The sequence below is a fragment of the Paenibacillus sp. SEL3 genome (assembly GCF_054602585.1).
On sequence record NZ_CM137725.1, the window covers coordinates 3,707,735 to 3,720,937 of the forward strand.

Here is a 13,203-nt window from a genome sequence, read left to right on the forward strand (position 1 = left end):
GAAACGGTTTAGTACGTCTATATAGTGTACTTTCGAGCGTTGGGAATTGAATTATGCAAAATGCTGAAATATTATTCACATTACATAGGAGGCACTCTAATGCCCAGTAAACCTGATTTATCTGTCAAAGATTCTCAAGGAAGAAAGAATAAGAAACCGCGTAAATGGGTACGCAGAACCGGATTATCGCTGCTGTCGGTAATCCTTCTGGGAGTGGTTATTTTTATGCTCATCCCTTCCCCTGTACAGCCTGCAAAATGGCTTGCACCTTCGGCCCCCTCTTTTGAACAAGCGGGTCCATGGCAACAAAACAACAAACTCAGCTCCGCCGAGCTTGTTACAGATGCCCCTAAGTTTCCGGAATTTATCACCTTTGACAAGGAAGGAAATTTATATACGGGAGACTCCGACGGGAAAATTTATAAGGTTGCCTTTGATACAAAGGGCAATCCGCAAAAGGCCCAGCTATATGCAGATACCAAAGGAACGCCCAATGGACTTATGTTTGATGCAAGTGGAAATCTGATCGTTACGGATGTTAAGAAGGGGCTACTGTCGGTAGATCCTTCCGGAAACGTGACGGTGTTGGCCAATCAAGTCGACGGCACACCGATCTATTTGGCCAACGAGCTGGATATTGCCAAAGATGGTACTATTTATTTTTCTGACACCTCCAATTATGGCAGTGTAGTCTTCAAAGAAATCGCCGAGAACAAGCCACATGGACGTTTGCTGAAATATGACCCGGCGACCAAGCAGACGACAGTTCTGTTGGAAGGCCTATATTTTGCGAACGGGGTTGCCTTGTCTGCGGACGAAGATTTTGTGCTTGTGGCAGAGTCGTATCACTACCAATTGACCCGATACTGGCTCAAAGGGCCGAAGAAGGGGACTTCGGATATTTTTGTGGATAATCTTGCCGGTTTTCCGGATAACATTACGCGTGATGATCAAGGCCATTTCTGGGTCGGTCTCTTCACGACACGTATTCCCTTTGTAGATCAAATGCATGGAAGCCCGTGGCTGGCTGGAATGATGGCCAAATTGCCTCAATCGCTGCTCAGCGGTGCAAGCGCACCTGTGAAGCATGGGCTTGCTGTGGAGCTTAATCCGCAGGGGAAACTCATCGGAAGCTGGCATGATCCTGAAGGCTCGCTTTATGGGGTAACCACGGCTGTAAATCATGACGGATATTTATATATAGGTACAGCTCCTGGAGGCAGCCAGGGTGTTCATCGTGTGCTTTTAACCAAATAAGCCTGGGGAGGGTTTAACATGATATTGGATGAGTTGAAATTATCCTGGAAAGCGAAGGAAATCCTGGCCGGGAAAGTAGCTTTGGTAACAGGCGCAAGCAGCGGCATTGGGGCATCGATTGCAAAAAAACTGGCAAAGCGTGGCGCGTATGTAGCTGTATTGGCGCGCCGCCAGGTGCGATTGGATGAATTGGTTCGCGACTTGCACCAAGAGGAATTGTACGAGGTCATGGCAATACCTGCCGATATCCAAAAGGCTGAAGACATACAGCAGGCGGTCCACGCCATTCTTGAACGCTGGGGGCGGCTTGACATTATCGTTGCCAATGCTGGCTTCGGGTATCGAAGCCCACTGGCAGAGGTGGAACTGGAACGCTGGGAGGAGCTTTACAAGACGAATGTGCACGGTCTTGTCCTGACACTGAAGTACGGACTTCAGCCAATGAGGGAACAGGCCAAGGGGGATGTTGTCATTGTCTCCTCTATTGCAGCGAAGGAAGTGGTTGCCGGAGGAGGACTATACAGCGCTACCAAGTACGGCGTTAGCGCCATAGCCTCTGCATTGCGTTTGGAGACCAGTACGCAAGGAATTCGTGTAACTGCGATTCACCCCGGGGCGGTGGCGACGGAGTTTTCGCAGGTGGCCGGATATCCCGAGCAGGAAATTCGGGCGTTTGCTTCGAGCGTTTTGCCGCTGCATCCCGATGATGTTGCAGAAGCTGCCCTTTATGCACTAGAGCAGCCCGAGCATGTCAATATTCCAGAGTTGACCATTATGCCTTCGAGGCAGGTCCAGCGGTTCAAATAGAGCGATATTTATTCTGACACAAACCGGGTGACCGGGTATGGTCATCGCCGATGCCGGGTATGGCGGCGAGAGGGCTCGTGCCTTCGCTTGACCATAACCTGCTCAAATGGGTGAGCATGAACCAAAGCGCGAGCTACAGGGGGGAATAACCCTTGCACTCGCGCTTTTTTATACTAATGATGAAGCGTGACTGTCCAATAAAGTTTAAAACCAGTTTTGGGACAGCTCCATTTACTATAGAGGAGACCATATCCCGTAACATTTTGGCCCCACGTTCGCTCATCCAGTCATCGTGAGCACAGCTATAGTGTAATGACGTACAGACCTAGCGGCGTAGTTGCGCTACCTGCAACCATGAAGCTGAGAGAATAGCTGGATCTGCCGGGGGGAACGCTGATATCAGCCAATCGGCATACCTTGGTATTATCTCGTAGCAAAGGGATACCATATACACGATCATTCACGCGTACAGCCCCGGCGAACGCGCCCCCACGTGGATTCGCGTAGATTCTTACGATACGTACCTCGTCACTGTCGTTAACGATGGGAATGGTCGCGTTGTATATGGTTCCGAATTGTCCGCGATTATCTAGCGCAGGCCCCAGCTCGCTGCGTGCCCCGGTAAACAGCAGATCGGCAGGAGCCTCACCGTTCAGCTTTTTGGTGGCACACGCCCGATAGTTTGCGCTCTGTCCCACCACGTACTCTGGCATCCGCGCATTCGTTTCGGAAAAGGACCACACCCCTCGTGGATGCGCCTGTGGTGGAGGTACGGGAGGAAGCGCATCCATATGAATCTGGCGCAGATCGGTCTGCGTGTCCTTGCTGATCACGGTGCGAATCACATAATCCAGCGTACCGTGGCCTTCAGCAAATTCTACGGTAAGGTCATAGATGAATCCGGCCAGCGATCCCTCGGGCAGCTCAAATTCCTCCAGCAGAGCGGTGCCTTTGCCGAATTTATGACGGTCTGCTGGCTTCACACGTTCCATCGTACCCGCCAAACAGCTTTTGGCAATAGACTGCCCGACATCAATAATCCAGTTGCCGTCCTCAGGCACAATCTTAAGAGCGCGTTCAATATGGCGTACTTCCAGTTTAGCAGCGCTCCTGTTCTCTACAGTGATGCCCAGTTTAACAGGGCTGTCGATTTTGTTATAATGCCAGCCGAAAATGCGATGTTTGACTGTTCGGGTTGTCGAGCGAACCATGTCATGCCACAGGGTGGCTTGCTCGGTAGGTACCGTCACATGGGTAAGCGTCTCCGGGTTATCGCTAAGCATCAGGCGGCGTGTTCCGCCCTCAGTGGCTGACTCCACATCCACATGGATGTTGGGCGGGATCACGGCAGTTTCCACAATCAGATCCTTTGGCTCCTTGGATCGATGGTTCATGTAAATTCCTCCTTTTATTCAAAAGTGGCACCGCTTTGGGTACATGTATATGGGCAGTTCATAAATATAGGTAACGCCAGATCCATTTATACAACCTGTTTTACAAAATATTTTTTTAAAATAAACCTCCGCAGATTATAGCGGTTCTGCTAATGCGTCGAAGCAAGCTTACAAGACTCTTGTTCCCAATTACCAACGATTCGCAGCCAGGTATTGCGTGTATGTTAAGAGCATAAGCTATTGGATGTACAGAGAAGCTACAGGAGGGAAACATGCCTAAAAAAATATGGTGGAAGGAAGCCGTTGTATATCAGATTTACCCGATCAGTTTTCAGGATTCTGACGGAGACGGTAAAGGGGACTTGCGAGGCATTTTGTCCAGGCTGGATTATTTGTGTGAACTGGGTATTGATGTTATCTGGATTTGTCCGGTATATAAATCGCCCAATCACGATAATGGATATGATATTAGCGATTATTATGCCATTATGGATGAGTTTGGAACAATGGAGGATTTTGACGAACTGCTTCACCAGGCGCATGAACGAGGTATCAAAATCATGATGGATTTGGTATTAAACCATACATCGGATGAGCATCCGTGGTTTACGGAGTCACGCTCGTCCAAGGATAATCCGAAGCGGGACTACTACATATGGCGAACAGGCAAAAATGGCGGATATCCGAACAACTGGGAATCGTATTTTTCTGGCTCAGTGTGGAAATATGACAAGCTTACAGACGAATATTACATGCATCTATATTCCGAGCATCAGCCGGATCTGAACTGGGAAAATGAAGAGATGGTGGGCGAGCTCTACCGCATGGTGGAATGGTGGCTGAAAAAGGGAGTCGATGGCTTCCGTTTTGACGCTATTGCCCATATTGTCAAAGCCGAAGGGCTGCCGGATGCCGATAATCCCGACAAACGAACCTTGGTACGGGCTTATCAGCTCTTTTCCAATCTGGAACAGGTACATGTGCTTCTACGGATGCTGAATGAAAAGGTGCTGGAATGTTATCCCTTAATGACAGTTGGCGAAACGTCTGGCTTAGGACCGGAACAGGCGCTTGATTATGTGGGAGACCAGCGGCATGAATTGAATATGGTCTTCCAGTTTGAACACATGTTTATTGATGCACAAGGGCTAGGGACGGAAAAATGGAAATCCAAGCCATGGACGCTGGTGGAGCTGAAAAAAATAATGAGCAGTTGGCAGACAGTGCTTCATCAGGAAGGATGGAATGCCAATTATCTCAACAATCATGATCAACCTCGGGCTCTCTCCAGATTTGCGAATGATGGACAATATCGTGTGGAATCCGCCAAAATGCTGGCAACCTTCACACATATGCTTGAGGGTACGCCTTATATTTATCAGGGTGAGGAAATTGGGATGACGAATATTGCATTCCCGTCGATTGATGATTATCGGGATGTGGAAACGTTAAACTATTATGAGCAGCAACGAAAGATTGGTGAGCCGGAGGAGCAGATTATGGCGGCAATCTGGCGAAAAAGCCGGGATAATGCACGCACTCCTATGCAGTGGGATGCTGGTCCTGCGGCCGGATTTACCGATGGAGAGCCATGGATGAAGATTAACGATAACTACACACACATTAATGCAGAGGCTGAAAGAAATAATCCAGGCTCGATTTTCCACTATTATCGTAAGTTGATTGCTCTGCGCAAACAACATGAGGTCATAGTCTATGGCGAATACAAGCTTCTGTTGCCACTGGATACAGAGCTGTATGTATTCACTCGTATGTTGGGAAAAGAGCGTTTGCTGGTCATTTTGAATTTCTTTGACCGTGATCCGGTGTTCCACTGGCCCGAAGGTGAGGAGCTTCCTGCCGCCAAGGCGGAACTACTTCTCTCCAACTACGAACCGGTACAAGGGGAACAACTGCATGCCTTGAAGCTGCGGCCTTATGAAGCCAGAGTGTATAAGCTAACCATGCATTAGGCTTTGCTATCTTTAGAATGGTAAAAGGAAGGGAAGGCCCATAGAGCCTTCCCTTCCTTGGAGTAAACTAAAAAGCCCAATCCACACTGGCTACCATGGGCAGGTGTGGATCGGGCTCATTATGATATGGTCTCATTAAATGTAGTTACTTTTTAGTGATAATGTTTCACCTTAAGGTCGTCTAGACTTTTAAACTCATACCCTTGCTTGCGAGCCTCGTCGATGATAGAAGCAAGCGCCTCGGCATTATCCTTGGATACGGAATGGAGCAAAATGACCGCTCCAGGGTGGAGCTGCTGTATGACTTGACGATAGGCATAGTCCGTTCCTTGCTGAATTTTTGTGTCCCAGTCCTTGTAAGCCACAGACCAGAATACGCTCGTATATCCGGCTTCTCGACAGGAAGCCAATGCTTTTTCACTAAAAATGCCGCGAGGCGGCCGGACATATTTCATTTCTTTTTGCCCGGTTAGCTCTGCCGATGCATTTCGTACCCGATCCAGCTCAGACCGGATCTCTGCTGAAGAAATGGTGCTCATATCAGGATGGCTCCATGAATGGTTGCCGATAATATGGCCCTCACTCGCCATTCGTCGCATCAAAGCTGGCTGGTCTTTTACAAAATGCCCCGTCACAAAGAAGGCGGCCGGAACCTTTTTGGCCTTCAATACATCCAGCACTTTCGGAGTATACCCATTCTCATAGCCGTTGTCGAAAGTGAGAAATAATTCTTTTTTAGTCGTATCCCCCAGAAAGATGCCACCTTGTCTTTCGATCAGGTGCATAAAGCCTTCTTGTGCGATGGAAGGCAGGTCCCCTCCTTTACTTTTTTTAAACCCAAAATGATAAGGCTGTCCGTCAACAGTCTGAGTAGCCCATGCGGGTTCCGCCGTAACTGCCAACATACCCGTTACTGCAATGCATAGCCACAAGGTAAATATTCGCTTCATCTATTTTCCTCCGCTTTCGTCCCGTTCGGGTAAGGTGTGTATGCTTCGACATATTTTCATACCATCTGCAATATCGTACTGATTTATGCAAGGACATGCTTTGACCGAATGTAAAACTCATATTGACATGAATATTAAATCGAAGTAGTATACTTTATAAAACTCACTAGAATACTCGGATTTAATTCGATCGTTTATGCCGAAGAAAAGCATCAGCTCAGAATATCTTACATACTTGTAAGAACGGAAGGAGTTAGGACTCATGATTGAACTTAGGAATGTATCTAAAACCTACGTGAGAAAAGGTCTAAGTATTGAAGCGTTAAAAAATATAAATATCAAAGTGGATAAAGGGGACATCTTCGGATTTATCGGATTCAGTGGCGCAGGGAAAAGTACGCTAATCCGTCTGGTCAATCGTCTTGAGAAAGTAACCAGCGGAGAGGTTCTTGTTGAAGGGGAGCAGTTAAATACCTATTCGACCTCTGGACTGCGGAAGGTAAGGAAAAAGATTGGAATGATTTTTCAGCATTTTAATCTGCTGGAATCAAAAACGGTGTTCGACAACATTGCAATTCCGTTGGTGCTGCTTAAGCGCAACAAACGCGAAATAGAGGGGCGTGTGAAAGAGCTTTTGGCGTTCATAGGATTGTCGGACAAGGCGAACAGCTATCCCAACGAGCTTTCCGGCGGACAAAAGCAACGTGTCGGGATTGCACGGGCGCTTGCGAGCAACCCATCCATTTTGCTCTGTGATGAGGCGACCTCGGCACTTGATCCGCAGACCACACAGTCTATTCTCGACTTGCTTCGCAAAATCAACAAGGAATACAAGATCACCATATTGATCATTACCCATGAGATGTCGGTGATTCAGCGAATTTGCAACAAGGTTGCCGTAATGGAAAAAGGGGAAATTATCGAGCAGGGCAATGTCCTGGAGGTATTCGGACAGCCGCAGCACCCGACGACGCAGAGCTTTGTACGCACGGTCATTCACGATGCAGTACCGGAGAGTGTGCTACAAACGTTCGAACAGCAAGAATCACAGCGGATTTACAAGCTGGAATTTATAGGACAGGTTGCTTCTGATCCGGTGGTTCATGAATTAATTCGGCAGCATGATATCCATGTGAACATTTTGTTTGCCAACATGACGGAGATTCAAGAAACGACGATTGGCTATATGACGATCCAACTGCGAGGTGGGCAGCATTCCATTCAGCAGGCTGTTGATTTTATCAAGAGCAAAGGAGTCCATATTCAGGAGGTAGAGAGTCTATGATGATTACAGGAACCACGATAACCTGGGATCAACTGTGGGAAGCTTTGTATGAATCCGTGCTCATGGTCAGCATATCCTTATTCATTGGCGCCCTGATCGGTATCCCTATCGGCATTTTACTCGTCATCACACGCCCGGGCGGAATTCTGGAGAACAAATGGCTGCACAATATTTTGAATCCGATCATTAACATTGTTCGTTCCTTACCGTTTATTATCTTGCTGATTGCGATCATTCCGTTAACCCGTCTGATTGTGCATACATCCATTGGGACCAGCGCGGCAATTGTCCCCTTGATTATATATATTGCGCCATATATCGGAAGGCTGGTCGAAAACTCGCTGTTGGAGGTGAATCCGGGGATATTGGAGGCAGCAGATGCGATGGGGGCGACCCCGTTCCAGGTCATTCGATACTTTTTGCTTCCTGAGGCATTCAGTTCTCTCATTTTGTCGTTAACGACAGCAGCCATTGGTCTGATTGGTGCTACTGCTATGGCTGGTGCGGTCGGCGGAGGCGGAATTGGCGATCTGGCGATCGCATATGGCTATCAACGTTTTGATACGCTGGTTATGCTGATTACCGTCATCATTCTAGTCTTGTTTGTACAAGGTGTTCAGTCCTTGGGGAACCTATTGTCCCGTAAAGCACGCAGGGGTTAAATTAGATGTTTTTTTCACCTATTGTCTGTTCGTAGCTTGTAATTTTATAATCCATGCGTTCCAATACGTTGTTCATATCTTTCATTTTTGCAATGAGCTGCTTGCGCTGCTCTATTAGGAGTTCTTTTCTCGCATACATTTAATATATTCAACCCATCTGCAATCTTCTTCCGTGTAATCCCTGATGCTACTTTTATTACGGTTCGCACGCGGAATAAGTCCGATGCGTTCATAATAGCGGAGTGTGTCCTGAGATAGTTCGAATTTTTTGCTTACTTCTGCGATCAACATGCAGACTTCACCTCCTGATTTCTGATCAAGAAACGCCCTATGTAAATGGATAGGGCGTTCTTGTCGTTTCTTATTTCGAAACTGTCATTTCATCCATATTTACTGGGCGCCAACTACCGGATGAGGAACATACGGCTCTTCCAGCAATGCGATTTCTTCAGGTGTTAACGTAATCGAAAGAGCAGCTACTGCATCTTCAAGATGAGACGTTTTCGTAGCACCGATAATCGGAGCTGTTACCGGTTCTTTCTGTAGCAACCAGGCAAGTGCGATTTGAACGCGGGGAACTCCACGTTTTTCTGCGATGGCCGCAACCTGCTCCACGATCAATCGATCGGTATCTGCAGTCGCATCGTATTTAGATTTCGCCACTTGATCGGTTTCGGAACGATGTGTTGTTTCCTGCGCATCACGCGTCAATCTTCCACCTGCAAGCGGGCTGTATGGAATCACACCGATTTTTTCTTCCTTACAAAGCGGCAGCATCTCTCTCTCCTCTTCACGATATAAGAGGTTTAAATGATTTTGCATCGATACAAACCGGGTCCATCCATTCTTCTCAGCTATATGCAAAGCCTTTAGAAACTGCCATGCGTACATGGCAGAAGCTCCGATATATCTTGCCTTCCCAGCCTTCACAACATCATGTAATGCTTCCATCGTCTCTTCAATAGGGGTAGTGTAATCCCAGCGATGAATTTGGTACAGATCCACATAATCTGTCCCCAGTCGCTTAAGGCTCTTATCGATTTCACTCATAATAGCCTTTCGAGAAAGTCCCGCACCATTGGGGCCTTGATGCATACGGAAATGAACCTTCGTTGCAAGGACAATTTCATCTCGATTCGCAAAATCTTTTAAAGCCCGTCCGACGATTTCTTCGCTAGTTCCGTCTGAATATACATTCGCGGTATCAAAAAAATTGATGCCTAGCTCTAGGGCCTTTTTTATAATGGGACGACTGCGCTCTTCATCTAATATCCATGGATGAATCCATCGTTCTGCAACCCCAAAGCCCATACACCCAAGACAAAGCCGGGATACATCCAAGCCGGTATTTCCAAGTTTCATATAGTCCATTTGATTATACCTCTCTTTCCTAGATATTGTTTTCTTCAAATGTTCTACTCCAGCTACTTACACCGGATATTATTACATTTGGAGTTCACTCCAAGTCAAGCGATTTTGTTGCGTGATGCCTTCATATAGGACTAATTGTTCAGAATCGGTTCAGTGGGGTTTCGTATAATTCTCTTAGCATAGTTCCTTGGTTGCATAATCCGTAGAACTAAACATGACTAAAGACTTTGATAAAACAGGATATATGCCAATAAATAGCGTCTAGGAGTGGAAATGTTGAAACTTATAAATCGAAATAAATGGATTGCATCTGCGATGGTATTGGGGATTGCTTCAGGCTCCATCGTATCTTTGCCTTGGCTGGGGGGCGCTCAGACTGCTTATGCAGCGACAGCAGATACACAAAGTGAAACTGGATTTGTAGCACAAGCTCGTACTTTGGGTTTGATGACAGGTGGGAATCAGGGCGATTTTATGGCACAAAAGAATTTGACCCGCGCTGAAGCGGCCAAAATTTTGTGCGGTCTGTTCCAGTTGGAAGTTAACAATCAGCCGCAGACTTCTTTTATGGATGTATCGTCCGATGCATGGGGCGCTCCCTATATTGAGGCCGTACGTGCAGCCGGGTATATGACAGGTAACGGAGAACTCTTCCGTCCGGGGGATGCCATTACCAAGGAAGAACTGATTGTTTCGCTCGTACGTGCAATGCACTTGCAGGATACAAGTACTGCGGATGCACAGCAAAATGCAGTTCAGGTTGCCCGCTCTTACGGTCTGTTAACAGAGGATGCTTCTGCAACGGATTTGAAAAATCCATTGAACCGGGAGAGTGGTGCAGAAGTATTCGTCAGCCTGCTGGATCATCCGGTAGGAGAAGTGAAATCAGAGGGCAATACCGTTCGAATCGGAAATATCCCGTACCAGTTGGAAGGATCTTTGCAAGGCTTGTTTGGTGAAAATAACAAAGCTGTATTAAAAGGGGCAAAAATCGATCTTAACCGTAATTTGCGTACACTCACAGGTGTAAATAAGCTGGAAATTAACGCAGACGGTGGTGTATTTGACGGTAAGGGTGTGTCTTTTGATGGACGCCTGATCGTCAATGGTTCGGTAACCTTGAAAAACATGTCCTCCACAGGCGTATTAGAAATCAAAGGCTCAGGGACCCAGCCTGTATCGGCCATTTTGGAAAATACGACATGGTCCGGTGTAGAACTGGGCTCCAAGGATGCCAAACTGACTGCAACCGGGACGACAAAGATTGACAACCTTACGCTGAAAAATGATGCATCGATCGGGACCGAGGGGGATGCAGCGATTAGTCGTGTTTCATTGCAACAGGGACTAGGCAAGCTGTTGGTGAGCGGAAGTATTGGTTTGCTGGATGCATCACAATATGTGGGTGTTCCTTTTATCACACTGGCCAAGGGGGCTGCAATCAACCAGCTCAATCTGCCGGAACAAAAACAGCCGCAGGATGTTATTGTTAACTATAATGCGATGAAGGAAGCAGTTAGTCTCGTAAATGGTACGAAGAACTCATCCTCTGTTGGATCGGTTGTCACGGACACAGATAGCAAAGATAAGAAAAAACGTGACAGTGATATCGTCAGTATAGACCGCAGTCAGTTGGAGACGGAAGTCCATGCAGCCAAAGAACTGTTGGAGCGTGCAGGTGAGGGGGGACTGGATCAGGCGCTTTACACGGTCGCAGCGAAGGAAAACCTGTCCATAGCAATCAATCAGGCTATGCTGGTACTGAACAATACGGCAGCTACACAGGCAGAAGTAGATCAAGCGCTCAGCACATTGAAACAGGATGTTTCTGTGTACACAACCTCAGCCACAGAGCCGGTGATTGGAACACAGGAATTAACTAGACTGGTTCAGTTAGCTTCGACTACCCTTGAACAAAACCGAATGGTTGGTGATGAATTTCCACCTCTTTGGGACGACTCACTAAGTCAAGCGATTCAATTTGGCAACAATGTGTTGGAAGGAAATGCGCCTCAAAATATTGTGGATCGGGAAGCAGAAAGCTTGCGTCGAGTAATAAAGGTATACAAAGCATCAGTAAAACTCAGAGATGCCTATCTGCATTTTGTCGATGTAACGGATCGTGTGGATAATTTGAAAACAGATAAAGCGCGTTACAAGTCCTTAGTAAGAGAAGGATCAAATGTATATGTGAATCCATTGGCTACAACTGAGCAGTTGGAAGAATGGACACAAAAAATAGATCTTGCTACAGAATCATTCTTGGCACTGCAAGCAGCGGACTTCTCGGTGCTTAAGAATACTTTACAAGAAGCGCAGGTTATCTACGATCAGAATGGTTCTCAAAATGCTGAACTAGATAACTTGATTCAGGAATATACAGAGAAGATGCACACTGCTATGACCCAGCAGGACGTATTGAACTTGAACATGGAGCTGAGTCAAAGGCTTACGGAGTTCACTGTGCCATTGCCTGCTACAACTCGGGAAAAACTGCAGCAGCTGGTTCAAGATATTCAACTAAAACTGCTGTCTAACCCTGTGGCTCGTAATTACTTGAATACGGAAATGCTGTCTTTAGAGCAACAAACAGGACAAGCCAACTTTGCACTCATTATGCCATTTACTCCTGAGGAGCAATTGGTCATCTCTTATAATCAATTAAGTCAGGCTAAAGGGACCTATCTTGAAAAATATAACGAGAAAAGACTACAATTGAGAGACAAAGTCATTGAAATGCAGACATCGATCAATGGAATTTTGGTGCAAAATTCAGGCGCATTAAGCGCTGAAGCTCAGCAAGCCTTATCTTCGGCTTCAGAGCATGCCTCTATCTTCTTAGGTTTGTCCAGCTTTGAATTACAAGACGTTGTTCCCGTATACGAGGAGTTGCAACAGGTACAGAGCCAGTACGCTGTACCCATAGCGGTGGATACCACATTGTTGTATTTCAACATAAATTTAGCTAATAATGAAGTTCAGACGTTCGGCCGTCATTATACCGAACAAGATAACGTAGAACTCCAAGGGCAAATTAATCAGGCAAACCTTGTGCTTAATACTCCGAATAGCACACAGCTGCAGGTAGACCAGGCTAACACAGATTTGATTACAGCGCTTTCGAACTACCAATCCAAGTGGATCGTAACTGATTTTGATATCCAAGAGCTCAAGAACATTGCGAACAATCTGCTTACAGCAAATGGTACAGACCCTACGACGGTCTACTTTCACAGAGTAGTGGATGCATTCAATCGTTTGGACCCGTATTATCCTATGCCGGAAGTTAAGAAAAACTACATGAATCTGGAAGATGCGATTCAGGAGTATAAAGATTTTGTAGCCAGCCAGCAACAAAACAGCGGAACAGGAAGCGGCGACAGTAGCAGTGGAGCAACGCCGCCGAGCGATAACAGTGGAGACGATTCAAGCTCGATTCCTGGCGGTAGTATTGATGGCGTTATGATTCCTTAATAGGAGAGGCTAGAAACTACAAGTACGTAT

General features: G+C 46.6%; 9 protein-coding genes and 1 pseudogene. 6 read left to right on the top strand and 4 right to left on the bottom strand.

Annotated elements, in window-relative coordinates; translation table 11 throughout:
• Window positions 1-99: 99 nt before the first annotated feature.
• Both ACYCS5_RS17115 and ACYCS5_RS17120 read left to right on the top strand, forming a co-directional pair.
• On the top strand, window positions 100-1,257 hold the full coding sequence (locus ACYCS5_RS17115) for an SMP-30/gluconolactonase/LRE family protein (protein ID WP_069010761.1): 1,158 nt from the start codon (window positions 100-102) through the stop codon (window positions 1,255-1,257).
• Between the two features lie 18 nt (window positions 1,258-1,275).
• A complete protein-coding gene (locus ACYCS5_RS17120; protein ID WP_459759824.1) occupies window positions 1,276-2,064 on the top strand; it encodes an SDR family oxidoreductase in 789 nt (262 codons plus the stop codon).
• Window positions 2,065-2,366: 302 nt separating this feature from the next.
• Here ACYCS5_RS17120 and ACYCS5_RS17125 read toward each other — a convergent pair whose 3' ends face one another.
• The gene (locus ACYCS5_RS17125; RefSeq protein ID WP_459759825.1) at window positions 2,367-3,458 is read right to left on the bottom strand and encodes a hypothetical protein; all 1,092 of its coding nucleotides are present in this window, start codon (window positions 3,456-3,458) and stop codon (window positions 2,367-2,369) included.
• Between the two features lie 272 nt (window positions 3,459-3,730).
• On the opposite strand from ACYCS5_RS17125, the gene ACYCS5_RS17130 reads away from it, so the two are divergent.
• Window positions 3,731-5,431, top strand: coding sequence for a glycoside hydrolase family 13 protein (locus tag ACYCS5_RS17130; RefSeq protein WP_029514702.1), 1,701 nt, complete (start codon window positions 3,731-3,733; stop codon window positions 5,429-5,431).
• A 152-nt stretch (window positions 5,432-5,583) separates the two neighbouring features.
• Here the strand turns inward: ACYCS5_RS17130 and pdaA are convergent, their stop codons facing one another.
• Window positions 5,584-6,381 carry a delta-lactam-biosynthetic de-N-acetylase gene (gene pdaA / locus ACYCS5_RS17135; protein WP_459759826.1) on the bottom strand — a complete coding sequence of 266 codons (798 nt, stop codon included), beginning with the start codon at window positions 6,379-6,381 and terminating at the stop codon, window positions 5,584-5,586.
• A gap of 262 nt (window positions 6,382-6,643) precedes the next feature.
• On the opposite strand from pdaA, the gene ACYCS5_RS17140 reads away from it, so the two are divergent.
• Window positions 6,644-7,666, top strand: a complete 1,023-nt coding sequence (locus ACYCS5_RS17140; RefSeq protein ID WP_025722905.1) for a methionine ABC transporter ATP-binding protein — start codon at window positions 6,644-6,646, stop codon at window positions 7,664-7,666.
• Window positions 7,663-8,328, top strand: a complete 666-nt coding sequence (locus ACYCS5_RS17145) for a methionine ABC transporter permease (protein ID WP_029514704.1) — start codon at window positions 7,663-7,665, stop codon at window positions 8,326-8,328. The genes ACYCS5_RS17140 and ACYCS5_RS17145 overlap by 4 nt, the downstream gene beginning before the upstream one ends.
• Before the next feature lies 1 nt (window position 8,329).
• Here the strand turns inward: ACYCS5_RS17145 and ACYCS5_RS17150 are convergent.
• Together ACYCS5_RS17150 and ACYCS5_RS17155 are read right to left on the bottom strand one after the other, a co-directional pair.
• Window positions 8,330-8,619, bottom strand: a pseudogene (locus ACYCS5_RS17150) (MerR family transcriptional regulator).
• A 99-nt stretch (window positions 8,620-8,718) separates the two neighbouring features.
• Window positions 8,719-9,699, bottom strand: coding sequence for an aldo/keto reductase (locus ACYCS5_RS17155; protein ID WP_165147951.1), 981 nt, complete (start codon window positions 9,697-9,699; stop codon window positions 8,719-8,721).
• Between the two features lie 273 nt (window positions 9,700-9,972).
• Between ACYCS5_RS17155 and ACYCS5_RS17160 the strand changes: the two genes are divergently transcribed.
• Window positions 9,973-13,173: an S-layer homology domain-containing protein gene (locus ACYCS5_RS17160; RefSeq protein ID WP_459759827.1), complete on the top strand. Its 3,201-nt coding sequence runs from the start codon at window positions 9,973-9,975 to the stop codon at window positions 13,171-13,173.
• Window positions 13,174-13,203: the final 30 nt, after the last annotated feature.

Coding starts and splice junctions, on each gene's coding strand:
- ACYCS5_RS17115 (WP_069010761.1), top strand. CDS start 100: ATGCCCAGTAAACCTGATTTATCTGTCAAAGATTCTCAAGGAAGAAAG.
- ACYCS5_RS17120 (WP_459759824.1), top strand. CDS start 1,276: ATGATATTGGATGAGTTGAAATTATCCTGGAAAGCGAAGGAAATCCTG.
- ACYCS5_RS17125 (WP_459759825.1), bottom strand. CDS start 3,458: ATGAACCATCGATCCAAGGAGCCAAAGGATCTGATTGTGGAAACTGCC.
- ACYCS5_RS17130 (WP_029514702.1), top strand. CDS start 3,731: ATGCCTAAAAAAATATGGTGGAAGGAAGCCGTTGTATATCAGATTTAC.
- pdaA (WP_459759826.1), bottom strand. CDS start 6,381: ATGAAGCGAATATTTACCTTGTGGCTATGCATTGCAGTAACGGGTATG.
- ACYCS5_RS17140 (WP_025722905.1), top strand. CDS start 6,644: ATGATTGAACTTAGGAATGTATCTAAAACCTACGTGAGAAAAGGTCTA.
- ACYCS5_RS17145 (WP_029514704.1), top strand. CDS start 7,663: ATGATGATTACAGGAACCACGATAACCTGGGATCAACTGTGGGAAGCT.
- ACYCS5_RS17155 (WP_165147951.1), bottom strand. CDS start 9,699: ATGGACTATATGAAACTTGGAAATACCGGCTTGGATGTATCCCGGCTT.
- ACYCS5_RS17160 (WP_459759827.1), top strand. CDS start 9,973: ATGTTGAAACTTATAAATCGAAATAAATGGATTGCATCTGCGATGGTA.